The organism is Methylobacterium sp. Leaf106, assembly GCF_001422895.1.
Classification (GTDB): domain Bacteria; phylum Pseudomonadota; class Alphaproteobacteria; order Rhizobiales; family Beijerinckiaceae; genus Methylobacterium; species Methylobacterium bullatum.
On record NZ_LMNB01000007.1, the window covers coordinates 26,274 to 43,080 of the forward strand.

Sequence of the window (16,807 nt, forward strand, 5' to 3'; positions counted from 1 at the left end):
CATAAAGCCATGCTGGAACTCGCACCGAGCGTCGCGCGCACCGGAGAAGTAGAAGCCGTGCACGCGGATGTTCTGGTCAAGCTCGCAATCCTCAACCCCGGAACATAGTGTTGCAGGCTGATTGCCCGGCGCGGCGCAAACCCGAGCGATCTCGTCAGGCGTGAGGGCTAACTGCCAATTGGAACAGCGATGAAACGCCTGTCCGGACCCTCAAAGCCCATCGAATAGACCGAGACGATGGCGACCATACCTGGCGTCATGTCGGGTGCAAAGGAGACGAGACCATCGTACTGTCTGACCACTGCATAAAGCCGATAGCCCTGCGGGCAGCCACGGCTCTCCGGCACGGCGGTATCGCGATAAACCTCGCGAGCTTTTCCATTGACGGTCAAGGTAAGGGCAAAGCCCGATACATACTCCTCGCCCAGGGCCGCGCATTTTGGCGGAGCAATACCGTCCTCGATTGTTGACAGCACCAGCTCATAGTCCTGATCGGGATTCGCCATGCCGTCACCAGGGCGGCCGAAGCGCAACTTGCGCATATCGGTGTTCAGTGCACCATCGGCATTGAGGGCAGCGATATCTACCGGTTCACCAATGTCCAGCTTGTCGAGCATGGGCTTGGCCTTGGCCCGTACGCCGGCCACTGCCGAGGCGATGCTGCCGGTCTCGTTCTCGATTACCTGACGGAAGGGGGTGCCCTCGACCCAGCTCTTGGTGTTGAGGTCGAGCACGTACAGATTGGCATACGCAAAGCCAGAACCGTCCTGGATGCCGAATTCCTCGTAGGCGAAATAAGAGCCGGTGTTGGAATAGCCGATGAAGCCGATCCCGGCGCGGTCTCCGGCTGAGGCCGGTAAGGCCAACAACATCAGCAAAACGACCGTAAGCTTGCAGATATTGAATATCAATTCTCTGCTCTCCTAAGTCCTGGCGTCGGCAACCTGTTGACAAGGTCGAAAACCGGCAAGCGACGACCACGAAGTGATGCCGAATCGCCATTCGTCTCGGTGACAGCAATCACATTATGCCACTTGATCTCGGTGATTGCTGCTCCTCGCTCTCTTGCGTCTAGCGCATCGCGAGGCCTCAAATCAGCGCTTGCCCGGCGTCTCGCGCATGCAGGTGCCAAACCGCACGACGTTGCGGCAGGGTTCGTCCTACATCGGGGCTACACAAGAACTCACGGCCCACCGCCCTCTGACGGAGACCGCGACATTCAATAGGATCCAGTCATGAACACCCGTTTCGCTCCCGCCGTTGCCGCTGTTGCTTTGACCCTCGGCGCCGTTGCTTCGCCTGCGCTCGCTCAGAGCTATACTGCGCCCGCGGGTATCTCTGCCTACGCGGCCCCCGGCAGTGCAGTCCGTCAGGTCGTCGCCGATGACGATTTGACCACCGGGTCGGTCGTCAGCCGCCGCAGCGTCGATTCCGCCCGCGAAGGCAACGCAGAGCAGAACAGCTTCCCGGTCTGGCAGTACGGCCGCACCTCCGGCGGCCCCCGCTAAACACAGTCTGCTCAAATGACGAAAGCGGCGGGGCGTGAGCCCCGCCGCTTTCGTATGTGCTCTCTGTTCATCACCGAATGACGGTCAGCCGGCTTTCGGCATCAGCGGTCGGAGGAGCTTGGCGAAACGCGCCGCCCATTCGATCTGGCCCGGCTCCAGGGCGATGAGATCCTGCCGGATCTCCACGAGGGCGTTGGGAAGGCCGCGCGCGATGGCGTGGCGATCGATCGTGTCGCCCGGCAGGCCCCCGCCATAGGGCTCGTTGTCGCCCACCGTCAGCCCGGCCGGGTCGGCGCGCAAGCCGGCGATGAGGGGCGCACTCATCCGGTCGTCCTCGTCCCACAGGATGCCCACATGCCAGGGCCGCATAAAGCCGCGCCACGAGGCCGTGAAGCTGTGCATCGTGACGATGGAAGGCGGCACGCCTACCTCCGTGGCCCGCGCGACGGCCGCATTCACCGCCTCGTCGAACGGCACGTAGAAGCGCCGGATGCGCTCGTCCTTGCCGGCTTCGTCGATGCGGGCGTTGCCCGGCACCACCGCACCATCCGACAGGCGCATGACCAGCGTCGGGTCCTCGCGCCCCCGGTTGGGGTCGATGACGAGGCGCGAGAACCGCGTGAGGATGGCCGGCACGCCGAGATGCGCCGCGAGCCGCCGCGTCACGTCCGCCGCGCCGATATCGTAGGCGATGTGGCGCGCGAATTCCCGTTCCGGAACGCCGAGCTGCGCCAGATCCTCCGGTACGTGATTCGAAGCGTGCTCGCAGATGAGGAGGAGCCCGGATGCGGGATCGCCTGGGATCGTCTCGACGGGATGCGGCGGAAACATGAGGTGGTCACGGTCCTTCAGGGCCGATTGGGGGAAAATCCCCCTGGGCAGGCAGGAAACACGCCGCCGGTCGCGTCATCGCGCGCTTGCCGAGGCGGCAGGGCTCGGGCACAGCACGTATAGGCGATCGCGCCGCCACGGCAATAATCCGGCGGACAAGCAATCCGGCCCGCGCGATCGGACCTTGATGAGACACGGACACGCCATGACCGCGCCTTCACACGCCTCGCCCGCTTCCCCCCCTTCGTCCCACGATGCCGCTCGCGGCCTGCTTCTCGGTTTCCTCGACGAGGCGATCGCCGCCGCGCATCCCTCCCGCTGCCTGGTGCCGCACCTGCCCGCGCCGGGGCCCGGCCGGCTGATCATCCTCGGTGCCGGCAAGGCCGGCGGCAGCATGGCCGCCGTGGCGAGCCGGTTCTACCGGGAGCAGCACGGTGTCGACGAGAGCCGCATCGTCGGCCTGGCGGTGGCCCGCCACGGCTACGGCGAGGATGCCCCGATGATCCGCATGGTCGAGGCCGGGCACCCGGTGCCGGACCAGGCCGGCATCGACGCCACCATCGACGCCCTGAAGATCGCGGCCGATGCCGGTCCGGAGGACGACGTGCTGGTGCTACTCTCGGGCGGCGGTTCGGCCAACTGGATCGCGCCCGCCGGCGACCTCACCCTCACCGAGAAACAGGCGGTGACCAAGGCGCTGCTGCGCTCGGGTGCGCCGATCAACGAGATCAACGCGGTGCGCAAGCACCTCTCCCGGATCAAGGGCGGACGTCTGGCCATGATGGCCCGCAACGCCCGCTCGATCCTGACGCTGGCCATCTCCGACGTGCCGCACGACGACCCGGCGGTGATCGCCTCCGGCCCGACCGTGCCCGATCCCTCGACGCTCGCCGACGCCCGCGAGATCTGCGAGCGCCGCAACATTCCCCTGCCCGAGACCGCCAAGGCCCTCCTCAACGACCCGGCCAACGAGACCCCGAAGGCGGGCGACCCCTCCTTCGCCCGGGCCGAGTACCGCATCATCGCCCGTCCCATCGACGCCCTGAACGCGGCGTCCGACGCGGCCAGGCGCGCCGGCTACGAGATCGTGATGCTCGGCCCCGACGTGGAGGGGGAGGCCCGCGAGGTCGCGGCGGAACACGCCGCCCTCGCCAAGGAGATGAAGGCGGCCGGCCGTAAGGTGGCGATCATCTCCGGCGGCGAACTCACCGTGACCATCGTCGGCGAGGGCCATGGCGGCCCGAACCAGGAATACGCCCTCGCCCTCGCGATCGGCCTCGATGGCGAATCCGGTATCCTCGGCATTGCCGCCGATACCGACGGCACCGACGGCGGACGCGGCGAGGCCACCGATCCGGCCGGCGGTCTCGTCGATCCGACGACGCTGGAGCGCGCACGCGCCGCCGGCCTCGATCCGGCTGCGATGCTCGCGGACAATGATTCGACGAAGTTCTTCGCCACGATCGGCGATCTCGTCCAGCCGGGTCCCACGCGCACCAATGTCAACGATTGCCGCATCATCCTCGTCGGTTAACGGCGTGAGCCGTCGCCGTACGACCCCCTCCCCGCCGCGCGTGGGGAGGGGGAAGGTTCTCTGGCTCGCCTCTCCGCTGGCCGCCCTCTTACTCACCGCCTCGCCCGCCCGGGCCGATCTGCGGATGTGCAACCAGACCGCAAGCAAGGTCGGCATCTCGCTGGGATATCGCGATACGCAGGGCTGGGTGACGGAAGGGTGGTGGGACGTGGCGCCCAAAGGGTGCGAAATCCTGCTGCGCGGCGCTCTCGCCGCGCGGTTCTATTACGTCTACGCGGTGGACTATACCCGCGGTGGCGAGTGGAACGGCCGGTCGCTCATGTGCACCCGCGACACCGAATTCACGATTCGCGGCGTCGAGGATTGTCTCGCGCGAGGCTACGACCGCAACGGCTTCTACGAGGTCGATACCGGTGAGCAGAAGAGCTGGACGATCCAGCTCACCGACCCGAGCCAGCCGGGGGCGCCTTAAGAGTCTTCTTGAGGAAAGTCGTGAAGGCCGGCAAATCGACTGTCCATGCATCGAAGCCAGGATGCTGGGGTTCTAGCCACGCCGAATATCGATGGCCCTTGACGATTGAAAGTCGAGCGTAATTAAAACGCAGCTGGTACGTCCCATCCATGATCGGAAGGATTTCGATCACTTGAAGGCCTGGTTTCGCGACAATGATATGAGATAGTCCGGCCCCGTGAGGGGACATGATGACCGAGGCATGCCGGGCGATAGCGAATTGGTGCCAGAGAGGGATTTTTGAGAACTCCATCACGGTGAACCCGAGCTTTCTCGCTACGGCTTCCACATCGGCTTCATTCTTCATCACACGCCGGGCGGCGTCTCGTCGTGTCACGTAGACACGGTCTGGCAGTTCAACGTTGTTGCTTGCGGCCAAGGTGCTCGCGCGTTCACCAAGTTCTTCGTAGATACTATCCAGATGGCGCCATCCTGACATGCCACGGAAACCGACCCGCGCGACCAACAGGCGTTCGACGAAGACCGATCTGTCGAGCTTCTGAACTGCTTTTCCGAGGTCGAGCATCTCAAGAGTATCTTGCTCGAAGCCGGACCGCGCAGCGTTGAGGAGGATTTTGCATCCCTCGTTTTCAATCAAACCACTGCTTTGGATCCATGCTAGCCTCGGAAGATAATCAATGAGCCAATGATAAATTCCTCGGCTTCCACGATTGAGACCAAGCGCGAGCGGTATGTTCTCCGTCTGGGTCCTGTCGGTGACATTGAGGGGGAACCCCTTCGAGACGACGATCGCTTTACTCTCGGTCCAAATTTGTCCGGATGGATGGGTGAAAACGTTCCTGTACTCGGAAACTGTAGGTTTCAGGGGGCGAGCGATGAGCCTGTTAAATACCGCAACTTCGCGCTTCAAGCCCTTAAGATGATGCTTGTCAGTGTTAGGCGAAGCGACGAGCTTGACGCTGCCGAAAATCTCCTGAGCAGGCTGCGGAGCAAAGGTTAGTTTGGATACAGTTGGTTTTATTAATGATCCGCCTCCACTTACTTTCGCGACTAGATCAAGAAGCTCGCGTTTGAGCTTGGCGTCGCGCAAGTGTTTAAAAACGAGGCCAGTCGACTTGAGGAAGCGTGTCGTATCGTGAAGGGATGGCGTGTCTATGAGTAGGCGGGCCGCCAGATGTGCACGCTTATTCACTGCAAGTTGCCGCGCAGTCGCAAACTTAACCGCTTGCGGAAGCGCTGCGTTGGGAAGATCCTTTAAAATGCAGCCGATAACATCGTCGTCGGAAAGGATGAAGGCAGCCTGCAAGCGTTGAAGAAGCAATTGGGGTTGTTGTTTGATCAGATCCGAGTTGTTAGTAATCGATATTACTTGATCCCAGCGATTGGCTGCTGCCTCTTCGCGGCAGGCCCTTACTGCTTCTCGTGCGCGGCTAATAGGTGTGGAAAGGGCGCCAAATAGCACTGATCACTAATCCTGTTGTTGATCGAAAATTTGGCCGAGCAGATTCAGGATTTTCCCGCCTCTGATGTGCGGCTAGCAATACGCTTCTGCTTACGCTCCGCCTTCCGAGTCTCAATACCAGAGTCCTTGCGCGCCTTGATGCGGGCCTGGCGCTTCATTTCGGCTTTTTCCGAACGAGGAGGGGCATGCTGTTCGCTCATCGAACTCACTCTTGCCTAATCTCGATCCAAACCCGACTGCGCGTCCGGCATAGCACGTGCGAGGTACAGCATCCCGGACAATTCTGTAAACCCGAACACCTTCACGAAGCAGGTGATTTTGGGTTCGCAAGGTTCGAGCGTGGAGCCCATGATCCCGCGTATAGTCTCGCAGTTCGCGAAGCTGGCGAACGTGCCCTTCACTCAGATTGCTCCATAGGCGGCAACCACCCCCTCGGTGGGGCCTGAGAGAACAAGTCTCAGCAGCTTGACGTGTAAGCCGTCGCAGTGCTTCTGGCCCCCTACCCCCAATCGGTCGTTCGAACCCGACGGGTATCCTCAAAAAAACTTGGAGACCGGAGTGAAACGCTCGCGCCGCACGAAGATCATCGCCACCCTCGGTCCGGCTTCCGATACGCCGGAGATGATCGAGAAACTGTTCCGCGCCGGTGCGGATGTGTTCCGGCTCAACATGAGCCACCTTCCGCGCGAGAAATTGCCCGAGAAGATCGAGGTGATCCGCACCATCGAGCGCGAGTTGCGCCGGCCCATCGCGGTCCTGGTGGATCTCCAGGGCCCGAAGCTGCGGGTCGCCGCCTTCGCCGAGGGCGGCGCCATCCTCGAGAACGGCGCCTCGTTCGTGCTCGATTCGGATCCGACGCCGGGCGACATCCATCGTGTCTACCTGCCGCATCCCGAGATTCTCTCCGCGCTGGAACCGGGCCACGTCGTCATCATCGATGACGGGAAGTTGCGCCTGGTCGTGACCGAGGTCTCCGAGGGACGCGCGGTGACCGAGGTCGTCATCGGCGGCAGGATTTCCAACCGCAAGGGCGTGTCCCTGCCCGACACCGTGATCCCGGTGGCGGCGATGACCGAGAAGGATCGCGGCGATCTCGAAGCCGGGCTCAATGCCGGGGCGGACTGGATCGCGGTCTCCTTCGTTCAGCGTCCCGAGGACGTGGCCGAGGTGAAGAAGGTCGCCGCCGGCCGAGCCCTGGTCATGGCCAAGATCGAGAAGCCGCAGGCCCTCACCCGCCTCGACGAGATCATCGAGATCTCCGACGGGATCATGGTGGCGCGCGGCGATCTCGGCGTGGAGATGCCGCTGGAGCAGGTGCCGGGCGTGCAGAAACGGATCACGCGCGGTGCGCGGCGCCTCGGCAAGCCCGTCGTCGTCGCGACGCAGATGCTCGAATCGATGATCACGGCACCGGTGCCGACGCGCGCCGAGGTCTCGGACGTGGCGACCGCCGTCTACGAGGGTGCCGATGCGGTGATGCTGTCGGCCGAGAGCGCGTCCGGCGCCTTCCCCATCGAGGCGATCTCGATGATGAGCCGCATCGCCGAGCAGGTGGAGCGTGACGCCCTCTACTGGACGATCCTCACGGCGCAGCGTTCGGAGCCCGACGCCACCGCATCGGACGCCATCGCGGCGGCCGCCCATCAGATGGTCGACGCCCTCAACCTCACCGCCATCATGGCCTGGACGCATTCGGGATCGACGGCCCTGCGTCTCGCCCGCTCGCGGCCCAACGCCACGATCATCGCGCTGACGCCGAAGCGCGAGACCGCCCGGCGGCTGGCCATGTGCTGGGGCACGCACCCGATCGTCACCAACGATGCCAGCGACGTGGACGACATGGCCTTCCGCGCGGCAAAATTCGCCGTGCGCGAGCGCTTCGCCGAGATCGGCGACCGGGTCATCGTGGTGGCCGGCGTGCCGTTCGGGACACCGGGCGCCACCAACCTCGTGCGGATCGCCTTCGTCACCCGCGATCACGCCGCGAGAGCCTGATCGGATCAGCGCGCGACGGGCTGCTCATGTCTCGTCGCGCCGATCCGGGTGGCGAGCCCTTCGACCGCATCCACGAGGGCGTCCGTCGCCATGTAAGGCACCATGTGCCCGATGCCCGGCAGGAGAACGAGCCGGGCGCCGGGGATGAGTTTGGCGAGGGGGGCGGCATGGCGCGTCGCCGGAACGGCGGCATCCGCATCGCCGGAGACGACCACTGTCGGAACGGCGATCTCACCGTAGCGTGGAGCCTGGGCCGCCAAGGCCGCGGGCAGGCCGATCAGGTCTTCGAGATTCGCGAGCATCGTCGCGGGGCGCAGCACCAGGGCTGAGCGGCTCCGCTCGAGATAGTCCCCGGGGAGTTCCTGCGGCCGGAAGGCCGCACGGCCCGCGCGTTCCAGATAGTAGAGGCCGATCGGTGTCGCGACGGTGCGGCTGAGCAGCCATGTGACCGGAGGCTTCAGGGCGAGACGGTAGTACCACGGCAGAGGCGCCATGGCCGGAAACGGCATCGCCACCGGCGCCACCAGGACGAGACCCGAGACGACTTCGGGATGGTCGAGGGCGATGGCGGTGGCCAGGGCGCCGGACCAGGAATGGCCGAGCAGGACCACCGGGCCGGTCCCCATGCGCGCGACCGCCTGTGCGATCGCATGGCCCTGCACCGCGGGGCTTCCCCCATCACGGCCGCCGAGGCGGTCGCTCCAGCCGTATCCGGGCCTGTCGAAGGCAATGACGCGAAAGCCGTCCTGGGCGAGCCTGCGGCCGACGCCTTCCATCGGGTCGGCCGCGTTGGCGGAGGCTCCGTGAAGAAGCACGACGGTCCCCTTCGACGACGTCGTCGGGCCGGCCTGGATGGTGGCGAGCCGCCCGCCATCCACCTCGATGAAAGGCCCCTGCGGCGGAAACCGGGCGCCGACCCGCAAGGTGACGATCAGGGTGACGAGGGCTCCGGCCGCGAGAACGCTGACGATCACCCCGAGCATCGCGCCCGCGATCAGGCCGAGCCAATGGAGGAGAACCATGTCCGGCTACAGGTCCCGGCCGTCGATCTCAGGGACAAGCCGGTCGATGGCGCTCTGGAGCTTCTCCATGCGCGGATAGATGGCGGCGGCGCGGCGGAAAGCGTCCAGGGCGCGACGCTTGTCGTCCATGGACAGATAGATCCGCCCCAGCGCGGCCCAGGCCTCGTAATGCCGTGGTTCCAGCACCAGCGTCCGCTGCAGGTCGGCCACGGCGTTGGTCTGGTCGGTGAGAAGCCAGAACACCGTGGCCCGCCGGTTCCAGCCCTCGGCCCATTGCGGCTCGAGGGTGGTAGCGCGGTCCATCAACTCGACGGCGAGGGCATAGTCGCGGCCCGACATCGCCTGACGGGCACGTTCCGTGAGAAGGTCGGCGGTGGCGCTGCCGGAGCGCCCGAGGCGCTGCTCGATCAGGCGGGAGATGCCTTTGGCCTCGGCATCGTCCTCGGACGCCTTTAGCCTCGCATAGAGATCCTCGAGGCTCGGCGCCTGCACTTTCTTGGGTGTATCCTTGCCGTTTTCCTTGCCTTGTCCGGTCTCACGACCCTGGCTCTGTGGCGGCAGAGCGTCGGCTGACGACACCCCAAACGAAAAAATCGCCGCGCTCAGGAGCGCAGCGTTGAACAGAATGCCAAAATGCCGGGACAGCGTCATGAGAGCGAGCTTCCTCGCCCTTCACGCCGCCGTCAACAGGCCGGCTTGACGCGGCTGCCCCGAATTGCCGGGCAGCCCGCAGCCTCAGCCCTGACGGGCCTTGAAGCGCTTCTGCGTCTTGTTGATGACGTAGACGCGGCCCTTGCGGCGCACGAGCTGGTTGTCGCGGTGACGGCCACGGAGGGACTTGAGGGAGTTGCGAATCTTCATCGGTCTCACGTCGGCCGGGTTTGAGCCCGCCGCCTGTCCATAGGGTCTCGGGAACGAGGCACCTCGGTAAGGCGTCCTCGGCGATGGCAGTTCACGCATCGCGGAAAGGCGGTTGCCATATCAGGCTTGAGCGCCTGAAGGCAAGGTGCAACCGACCTGCCGGGGATGCGGATTCTTCAAACTTGCGCCCCGGCACACGGCCGGGGCCTTCTCGTCCGCCGTTGGACGCCCTCAGCGCTCGCGCCAAGCCTTGGCGATCTGGTCCGTCAGGGGCTTCGTCAGGTAGGAGATGACCGAGCGGTCCCCGAGTTGCATGAAGGCCTCCACGGGCATGCCGGGCACGAGCTGGACCTTGCCGAGGCGCTCCACCTGATCCTCCGTCATGCGGATGCGCGCGGTGTAGTAGGTCATGCCGCTCTTCGGGTCCTGCGAGACGTCGGCCGAAACCCGGCTCACGATCCCGTCGATCTCGGGCGTCGTCCGCTGGTTGAAGGCCGGGAAACGTAGGACAGCGCGCTGATCGACGCGCACGTTGTCAATGTCCTGCGGCTGGATCCTGACCTCGACGATGAGCTTGTCGGCGTCGGGTACGATGAGCATCGCCGGCTCGCTGGGAACCACGAGACCGCCGATCGTATGCACCGTCAGCTGGTGGACCGTGCCGTTCTGGGGCGAGCGCATGTCGATGCGCTTGAGCTGATCCTCGGCGGCGATTCGCTTCTCCACATATTCGGACCAGCGGCCACGGATCTCGGCGAGCTCCTTGCCGGTCTCGGTCCGCATGTCCTGGTCTATCTGGAAGATCTGCAGCTCGATCTCGGTGATCTTGCCCTTGGCGGATGCGGTGGAGGCGATGAGTTGCCCGCGCTCGCCCTGCAGCCGGGCGCCGTCCCGTTCCAGGGCGGTGACGCGGGAGAGCGGCACGAGGTTCTTGCCGTAGAGCTCGCGCACGCCCTTCAGCTCGGTTCCGATCAAGGCCGTTTCCCGCTCCTTGGCGGCGGCCTGTTCGGTGAGACCCTTGATCTCCTCGCCGAGCTGGGAGACGCGCTCGCGCAGCTGCGCCTTCTGGCCTTCACGGCCGGCCACGCGGGCTTGGAACAGGCGGGTTTCGCTGTCGACCAGATGGGCGACAGACGGATCCTTGGCCTTGCGGGCTAGAAGGTCCGGCGGGAAGGTGATCTCGGACGCGCCGTCGCGCTCGGCCTCGTCACGCGCCCGACGGGCTGCGAACTCATCGAGCGCCTTCAGGATGATGTCGAGATTGGCGCGGGTCTGGGTCTCGTCCAGGCGGATCAGGATGTCGCCGGCTTTCACCCGCGCGCCTTCCTTCACCCGCAACTCGCCGACGACGCCGCCGGTGGGGTGCTGCACCTTCTTCACGTCCGATTCGACCATGAGCTGGCCCGGCGCGATCACGGCACCCGAAATCATCGTGAAGGTGGCCCAGCCGCCGATTCCGATGACGAGGACGGCGCCGACTCCGATCGCGGCGGCGAGGTGACGGCGGATCGACCCGTTGGCGGTGGGCCGGATTTGAGCGGCGGGGAGGCCGGTGGGCGACAGTGCGATGGCCATCACGCGCTCTCCTGCAGGGTGGCGACGTTCGCGCCGGTACGTTGTGCGGCGACGGGCTCGGCGGCGGGAGCCGGAGTCGACCGGAGGACGCGCTTGAGCACCTCGTCCTTGGGGCCGAAGGCCTGGGCGCGACCGTCGGCCATCATCAGGATCATGTCGACGGCCGCCAGGGCGCTGGGGCGGTGCGCCACGACGATGCAGATGCCGCCGCGCTGCCGCACCCCGACGATGGCCTGGGTCAGGGCGTTCTCGCCCTCCCCATCGAGATTCGAATTGGGCTCGTCGAGCACCACGAGGAAGGGGTCACCATAGAGCGCCCTCGCCAGTCCGACCCGCTGGCGCTGCCCTGCCGACAGGCCCGCCCCGCCCTCGCCGATCCGGGTGTCGTAGCCTTCCGCCAGGCGCAGGATCATCTCATGGATACCCGCTGCCTTGGCGGCCGCGATGACCGCACCCGACTGGGCATTGGGATCGAACCGGGCGATGTTCTCGGCGATGGTGCCGGCAAACAGCTCCACTTCCTGCGGCAGGAAGCCGATATGCGGCCCGAGATCGGCGCTCGACCATTGGTCGATGGCCGCGCCGTCGATCCTGACCTTGCCGCGCACGGGCGGCCAGACGCCGACGATGGCGCGGACGAGGCTCGACTTGCCCGAGGCGCTCGGGCCGATGATTCCGAGCCCCTGCCCCCGCTGCAGGGACAGGCTGACATCCTGCACGACGATGCGCTGGGTTCCCGGCGGTGCGAGGGTGACGTTTTCGGCCACGAGGCTCTGCGACGGAGCGGGCAGAGCATGGGGCTGTTCGACGGCGGGCAGGCGGGCGAACAACTCCGAGAGCCGTGCCCAGCTCTGGCGCGCCTGCACGAATCCCTTCCAGTTGGCGATGGCGAGTTCCGCCGGAGCCAGGGCGCGGGCCACGAGGATCGACGAGGCGATGATGACGCCCGCAGAGGCGAGGTTGTTGATGACGAGCCAGGCGCCGAGGGCGAGCACGCCCGATTGCAGCGCCATGCGGAACACTTTCGAGCCCGCTCCGAAACCGCCCGCGACGTCCGAGACGGCCATCTGAGACTGCATGTAATCGCGGTTGGCGCCGCCCCAGCGATCGGCGAAGCGTCCCTGCATCCCCATGGCGGCCAGCACCTCGGCGTTGCGGCGCCCGGCTTCCGCGAGGCCGTTGCGACGCATGCCGTGGGCGGTTGCGGTCTGGGTCGGGGCGCGGGTCGAGCGATCCGTCGTCAGGGCGAGGACGGCCAGGACCGCCGCGCCCACGAGCGCGGCGACGCCGATGAGAGGGTGGAACAGGAAGCAGATAAAGACGTAGATCGGCATCCACGGCAGATCGAAGAAGGCCGAGGGCCCCGTGCCGCCGAGGAAGGCACGCAACTGGTCGAGATCGCGCAGGGGCAGCAGCCCGTCGCCCGGGGTCGCGCCCTTCAGGGGAGCCCGCACGACGATGTCGAACACCCGCGCCGAGAGGGCTTCGTCCAGCGAGGCGCCGACGCGCGCGAGGATCCGCGAGCGGATCGTCTCCAGGACGCCCTGAAATCCGTAGAGGACCAGAGCGAGGATCATGAGGCCGATAAGTGTCGGAACGCTCCGGCTCGGAATGACGCGGTCATAGACTTCGAGCATGAAGAATGAACCAGTCAGATACAGAATGTTCACCAACCCGCTCATGACCGCGACGCCGATAAACGCCGTTCGGCAACTTGCCAATGCCGAAATGATCTCGGCTGATTCCCGCCCCTTAGCCACTGCCGCCCCCGCCGTCGCGTTCGATTGTCAAGTTTAGTGTGAATGGTAGTCTGCGATACCGTTTGGGAACGGCGGCCCGACACTCGCCTCCTTTATAAGAAAAGCGTGAAGTCGAGAACTCGAAAACATGCTGCTGCGGTTGGATTATGGCCGTCTGTGTCCGGAGGGTCCATCTCTCGCGGCATATGCCCCCGGCTCTCGCCGCCTCAGGGGGGATGAACCGCTTCCTTTCCCCCGAGACGTGGCCTTCGTATTCGGAAGAGGAAACGATGCGGTCGGCACAGATGGGTCGTCGACGACTTGCTTGCGCGTGCCGGCTGCCGATCCCGTGAAGAAACCCCGAGCAAGCATGGTCCGTAAACGTTCTCGGCCTATGGTGGTGAGAGAAACGGTGAAGCGCCGGAGCGTCTTGCGTGCGGTCGGACAAAGAAACGGAAACGTCTCCAGAGCCGGTGTCACGGCGCGAGGACCGTAACTCGACGAACTGGATAGCCAACGTTCGGCTTCCCGATGGTCGGGAAATTCCATGCACCGTGAAGGACGTCTCGAAATCCGGCGCCAAGCTTGGTATTCCAGCCTACCACGCGCTGCCCGAGTCGTTCCTGCTCCGCATCATCGGCCGGGACTTCGTCTGCATGGTGAAGCTCGCCTGGAGGCGCGGCGACTATGTCGGCGTTAGGATCGAGCGCGTCGGCAAGGTGGCGCCACCGCGCGTCCGGGACGAGCCGCCGCAGCCGGTGGCGACCTCCTTGGACAAACCGGAGGCGATCGACGAACCGGGCGGCGTCGGTATTCCTTCGCGCAGACGGAAACCATCGTCCTTCTGACGCGGGATCGAAGTGGTCTCCGTGACCGCGTCAGGCCCGGATCAGGTCCCTCATGCCTGGCGCTTTCTCGCTGCCGGGGAAGACCTTCTCGGAAAGAACCTTCTCCTCGAAGCCGAACTGGTCGATCAGCAGGCCCTTCATCACGGCGCGCAGATCCATCGTCGGAGCGAGATCGCGGCCTTCGAACAGGGCGCTTTCCTTGAGGCTCGGCCAATCGGCGATCACCCGCCCTCCCGCCACCGCTCCACCGACGAGGAAGGCGACCGTGGCCGTGCCGTGATCCGTGCCGGAGGAGCCGTTCACATGCACCGTGCGGCCGAATTCGGTGACGATCAGCACCAATGTCTGGGCCCAGGAGGCACCGAGCCCCTCCTTGATCGCCGCCATTCCGGCATCGAGGGAAGCGAGGTTCTTGGCCAGGCGCCCTTCGTAGGGGCCTTGCGAAGAGTGGGTGTCCCAGCCGTCGAAATTCATCACGGCGATGCGGGGGCCGGTCACCGGGGCCATGAGCGAGGCTGCGGCGCGGGCGGCGGAGGCGAAGCTGTTGGGGCCCTTCAACGGCTGCTTGCCCATCGCCGCCATGCTGGGATCCGAAGCGATGAAGTCGTCGACCTGCACGCCCTCCCGCAGGGCATTGGCCAGGGCTTGGTCCTTGTCGTCGTAGAGGGCCTGGAGGCGCATCAGCGTATCCGCCGCCGCGTAGGGCATCGTCTGCGGTTGCCACGTCTCCACCTGGGCCGGGCCACGCAGGATCAGTGGCGTCGTTGCGCTTACGGAGAGGGCCTTGGTCGGCCTCAACTCGATGCCCTTGGCCTTGGGAATGAGGGACAGCGCCCGATTGAGCCAGCCGGTATCGATGCTGGAACTGGCACTCGTCATTCCGTTCTCGAGGATCTGCTGCGCGTCGAAATGCGAGCGGGCGCGATAGGGGGTGGCGACGGCATGGAACAGCGTGGCCTCGCGCTTGGCATAGAGGTCCGCCAGGTTCGGCATCGCCGGGTTGAGCGAGAACAGCGGGTCGAGCCGAAACGGCGTATGCGTCGGGGACAGCTTGAAGTCGGAGCGGATCGCCGCGAATTGTGGATCGCCCACCGGCATCACCGCCGAGAGGCCGTCGAGGCCGCCGCGCAGCACCACCACGAGGAAGCGCGGGTCGCGGCCGGAGGCGGCCCAGACCTTGGGCACATAGGGCCATGCGAAGAGGGCGCCGGCACCGAGCAGCAGGTTGCGGCGCGTCGGCAGGTGGGCGTGTTCCTGAGGGTTCATGGGGTCATCGCCTCTCTCCCGGCTAAGCAGGTTTCGCAAAAGTGGTCATCGGTTTTGCGCCTTGAAACCTGCGACATTCCAAAGGCTTGAGCGAGGTGAAGCAGTGGCTCGCCAACGCGAACCCGCTCAGCGCCGCTGGAATTCCGGGCTCAGCATCAGCAGGGCCAAGGCCTGTTCGGAGCTTTCCCCCTGCCTGATCACGCGCCGTGTCTCGTCCGAGAAATAGCTGCCGATCCGGTCGTCCACGAGCTTGCGGATGTCCACGTGATCCGCGTTGAGCGTCGCGCATTGCTGCGCCCAGTCGATCCGGCTCTTGATACCGTCCGAGGTCACCCAGGCATCGTCCTCCTCGGCCCAACCCTTCGGGGACGGGGCCGCCAGGAACGGCTGGCCCATGGCGAGGAGCGAGGCCTTCGGAGACGGTCTGACCGGCGCTTGCCCGAGGAGGCGGCCGGTCGCGGCCAGGAACTCGAGCGGCGGGCGCAGCTTCACGGGGGCAGCGGCCCAGGCCTCGTCGCTCCGGATCAGGGCGGTGGTCACGGCCTTCAGATCGCCGTCGCTGTCCCTGAAGACTTTGGCGAGGCTGTTTTGCAGCGAGTCCGACACTTTTTCCGAGACGAAGGCGCGTGCCATCCGCCGCGTCACGTAGCGCGCCGTGGATGGGTGACGGGCGAGGTCGGTCAGGACGGCGAGGAATTCATCGGCTCCCGCCTCGGCGTAGCGCTTGCCCAGGATGGTCTTCGGCCCTGGCTGATGCTGGCGCTCTTGAAACACCACCTTGCCGAGAGTCTCGGATTGCGGCTTGAGATCCACGGTCCAGCCGGTGAGGACGGAGGCCAGGGCGGTTACGTCGGCCTGGCTGTAGCCACCGTCGACGCCGAGGGTGTGAAGTTCGAGCACTTCGCGCCCGAGATTCTCGTTGAGGCCGGATTTCTTGATACGACCGACCTTGGAATCGGGTCCGATGGACGATGCGTTGTCCAGATAATAGAGCATGGAGGCGTGGAGGATCGCCGCCTTGGCCATGTCGTGAAAGCGACCGAGAATGAATGGCCGAATGGCTTCACGCTGGAACGAGCCTGCCGTTAGGCTGGATTTCCCCTTACCCGCGCCGACGGTGAAGTGGTTGCTCCAGTGCAGGAACAGCCGCTCGTGCAGGGGCGCCTTCGTCGCAGCCGCCAGTCTCAGCCAAGCGATCAGCTCATCGGGATTTTTCGTGATCGGAGCCTGCGTGACTGCGGTTTCGGGCTCCATCATGCCGCCAGCCATCGACGGCTCGGTACCGAGCGCCATGGCCATGGCGCCGTCCTGTTTCACCTTGACATTGCCGGACCCCGTATCCGCCATCGCCTCGCGACGTTGCCGCGCGATCTGACGGCGTTGCATCATCGCCTGCAACTGGTCGCTGCTGGACATCAGCTTGGCTTCGGGGACCGTCAGCGGCATGTCGAGCTGGGCACGGACGTAGCCGCGCGGATCGTCCACGGCGGATAGATCGATGGCGCCGCATCCGAGACCGAACCGTCCGACCGCATTCGAGAATGCCAAGTTTCGGCTCATCATCATCTCCGGCATCCGGGACCGCTGGCCGAGATGCCCGGCACCGAATGAACGCGCTCGTCTTACACGATCTGTCTGAGGCGGTTCTGTGACCGGGCCTTCGGCTCACGCAAGCGTGACAGTGGCGGGCATCG

General features: G+C 65.3%; 16 protein-coding genes. 5 read left to right on the forward strand and 11 right to left on the reverse strand.

The features are described 5' to 3' along the window. Positions 1-167 precede the first annotated feature (167 nt). The gene (locus ASF34_RS06875; RefSeq protein ID WP_056160020.1) at positions 168-911 is read right to left on the reverse strand and encodes a DUF2259 domain-containing protein; all 744 of its coding nucleotides are present in this window, start codon (positions 909-911) and stop codon (positions 168-170) included. A 324-nt stretch (positions 912-1,235) separates the two neighbouring features. On the opposite strand from ASF34_RS06875, the gene ASF34_RS06880 reads away from it, so the two are divergent. Continuing rightward, on the forward strand, positions 1,236-1,508 hold the full coding sequence (locus ASF34_RS06880; protein ID WP_056160023.1) for a hypothetical protein: 273 nt from the start codon (positions 1,236-1,238) through the stop codon (positions 1,506-1,508). Positions 1,509-1,592: 84 nt separating this feature from the next. Here the strand turns inward: ASF34_RS06880 and ASF34_RS06885 are convergent, their stop codons facing one another. After that, on the reverse strand, positions 1,593-2,339 hold the full coding sequence (locus ASF34_RS06885; protein ID WP_056160028.1) for an N-formylglutamate amidohydrolase: 747 nt from the start codon (positions 2,337-2,339) through the stop codon (positions 1,593-1,595). Positions 2,340-2,544: 205 nt separating this feature from the next. Here ASF34_RS06885 and ASF34_RS06890 point away from each other — a divergent pair, with 205 nt between their 5' ends. Both ASF34_RS06890 and ASF34_RS06895 read left to right on the forward strand, forming a co-directional pair. Then, positions 2,545-3,873, forward strand: coding sequence for a glycerate kinase type-2 family protein (locus tag ASF34_RS06890; RefSeq protein ID WP_056160031.1), 1,329 nt, complete (start codon positions 2,545-2,547; stop codon positions 3,871-3,873). Positions 3,874-3,997: 124 nt separating this feature from the next. Further along, entirely contained in the window at positions 3,998-4,345 is a 348-nt protein-coding gene (locus ASF34_RS06895) for a DUF1036 domain-containing protein (protein WP_056160036.1), read from the forward strand. Here the strand turns inward: ASF34_RS06895 and ASF34_RS22090 are convergent. Beyond that, positions 4,314-5,807, reverse strand: coding sequence for a glycosyltransferase family 61 protein (locus ASF34_RS22090; protein ID WP_082494092.1), 1,494 nt, complete (start codon positions 5,805-5,807; stop codon positions 4,314-4,316). The two genes, ASF34_RS06895 and ASF34_RS22090, sit on opposite strands and share 32 nt — an antisense overlap. 44 nt (positions 5,808-5,851) lie before the next feature. Further along, on the reverse strand, positions 5,852-6,007 hold the full coding sequence (locus ASF34_RS22695; protein WP_156465654.1) for a hypothetical protein: 156 nt from the start codon (positions 6,005-6,007) through the stop codon (positions 5,852-5,854). Between the two features lie 358 nt (positions 6,008-6,365). Here ASF34_RS22695 and pyk point away from each other — a divergent pair, with 358 nt between their 5' ends. Next, positions 6,366-7,802 carry a pyruvate kinase gene (pyk, locus tag ASF34_RS06910; RefSeq protein WP_018044365.1) on the forward strand — a complete coding sequence of 479 codons (1,437 nt, stop codon included), beginning with the start codon at positions 6,366-6,368 and terminating at the stop codon, positions 7,800-7,802. 5 nt (positions 7,803-7,807) lie between these two features. Here pyk and ASF34_RS06915 read toward each other — a convergent pair whose 3' ends face one another. The 5 genes from ASF34_RS06915 to ASF34_RS06935 form a co-directional block, all read right to left on the reverse strand. Continuing rightward, positions 7,808-8,824, reverse strand: a complete 1,017-nt coding sequence (locus tag ASF34_RS06915) for an alpha/beta fold hydrolase (protein WP_056160046.1) — start codon at positions 8,822-8,824, stop codon at positions 7,808-7,810. A gap of 6 nt (positions 8,825-8,830) precedes the next feature. Next, positions 8,831-9,403, reverse strand: a complete 573-nt coding sequence (locus ASF34_RS06920) for a tetratricopeptide repeat protein (RefSeq protein WP_443136525.1) — start codon at positions 9,401-9,403, stop codon at positions 8,831-8,833. 156 nt (positions 9,404-9,559) lie between these two features. Further along, positions 9,560-9,685, reverse strand: a complete 126-nt coding sequence (ykgO, locus tag ASF34_RS06925; protein WP_003601867.1) for a type B 50S ribosomal protein L36 — start codon at positions 9,683-9,685, stop codon at positions 9,560-9,562. Between the two features lie 231 nt (positions 9,686-9,916). Continuing rightward, positions 9,917-11,260 carry an HlyD family type I secretion periplasmic adaptor subunit gene (locus tag ASF34_RS06930; RefSeq protein WP_018044368.1) on the reverse strand — a complete coding sequence of 448 codons (1,344 nt, stop codon included), beginning with the start codon at positions 11,258-11,260 and terminating at the stop codon, positions 9,917-9,919. Next, positions 11,260-12,942 carry a type I secretion system permease/ATPase gene (locus ASF34_RS06935; RefSeq protein WP_244478922.1) on the reverse strand — a complete coding sequence of 561 codons (1,683 nt, stop codon included), beginning with the start codon at positions 12,940-12,942 and terminating at the stop codon, positions 11,260-11,262. The genes ASF34_RS06930 and ASF34_RS06935 overlap by 1 nt, the downstream gene beginning before the upstream one ends. A 491-nt stretch (positions 12,943-13,433) precedes the next feature. Between ASF34_RS06935 and ASF34_RS06940 the strand changes: the two genes are divergently transcribed. Continuing rightward, a complete protein-coding gene (locus ASF34_RS06940; RefSeq protein ID WP_147830368.1) occupies positions 13,434-13,847 on the forward strand; it encodes a PilZ domain-containing protein in 414 nt (137 codons plus the stop codon). A gap of 30 nt (positions 13,848-13,877) precedes the next feature. On the opposite strand, the gene ASF34_RS06945 is transcribed toward ASF34_RS06940, so the two are convergent. Both ASF34_RS06945 and ASF34_RS06950 read right to left on the reverse strand, forming a co-directional pair. Continuing rightward, on the reverse strand, positions 13,878-15,113 hold the full coding sequence (locus tag ASF34_RS06945; protein ID WP_056160052.1) for a DUF1501 domain-containing protein: 1,236 nt from the start codon (positions 15,111-15,113) through the stop codon (positions 13,878-13,880). Between the two features lie 126 nt (positions 15,114-15,239). Then, positions 15,240-16,661, reverse strand: coding sequence for a DUF1800 domain-containing protein (locus ASF34_RS06950; RefSeq protein WP_244478923.1), 1,422 nt, complete (start codon positions 16,659-16,661; stop codon positions 15,240-15,242). Positions 16,662-16,807: the final 146 nt, after the last annotated feature.

Coding starts and splice junctions, on each gene's coding strand:
- ASF34_RS06915 (WP_056160046.1), bottom strand. CDS start 8,824: ATGGTTCTCCTCCATTGGCTCGGCCTGATCGCGGGCGCGATGCTCGGG.
- ASF34_RS06930 (WP_018044368.1), bottom strand. CDS start 11,260: ATGGCCATCGCACTGTCGCCCACCGGCCTCCCCGCCGCTCAAATCCGG.
- ykgO (WP_003601867.1), bottom strand. CDS start 9,685: ATGAAGATTCGCAACTCCCTCAAGTCCCTCCGTGGCCGTCACCGCGAC.
- ASF34_RS06945 (WP_056160052.1), bottom strand. CDS start 15,113: ATGAACCCTCAGGAACACGCCCACCTGCCGACGCGCCGCAACCTGCTG.
- ASF34_RS06890 (WP_056160031.1), top strand. CDS start 2,545: ATGACCGCGCCTTCACACGCCTCGCCCGCTTCCCCCCCTTCGTCCCAC.
- ASF34_RS06880 (WP_056160023.1), top strand. CDS start 1,236: ATGAACACCCGTTTCGCTCCCGCCGTTGCCGCTGTTGCTTTGACCCTC.
- ASF34_RS06885 (WP_056160028.1), bottom strand. CDS start 2,339: ATGTTTCCGCCGCATCCCGTCGAGACGATCCCAGGCGATCCCGCATCC.
- ASF34_RS06895 (WP_056160036.1), top strand. CDS start 3,998: ATGTGCAACCAGACCGCAAGCAAGGTCGGCATCTCGCTGGGATATCGC.
- ASF34_RS22695 (WP_156465654.1), bottom strand. CDS start 6,007: ATGAGCGAACAGCATGCCCCTCCTCGTTCGGAAAAAGCCGAAATGAAG.
- ASF34_RS06935 (WP_244478922.1), bottom strand. CDS start 12,942: ATGAGCGGGTTGGTGAACATTCTGTATCTGACTGGTTCATTCTTCATG.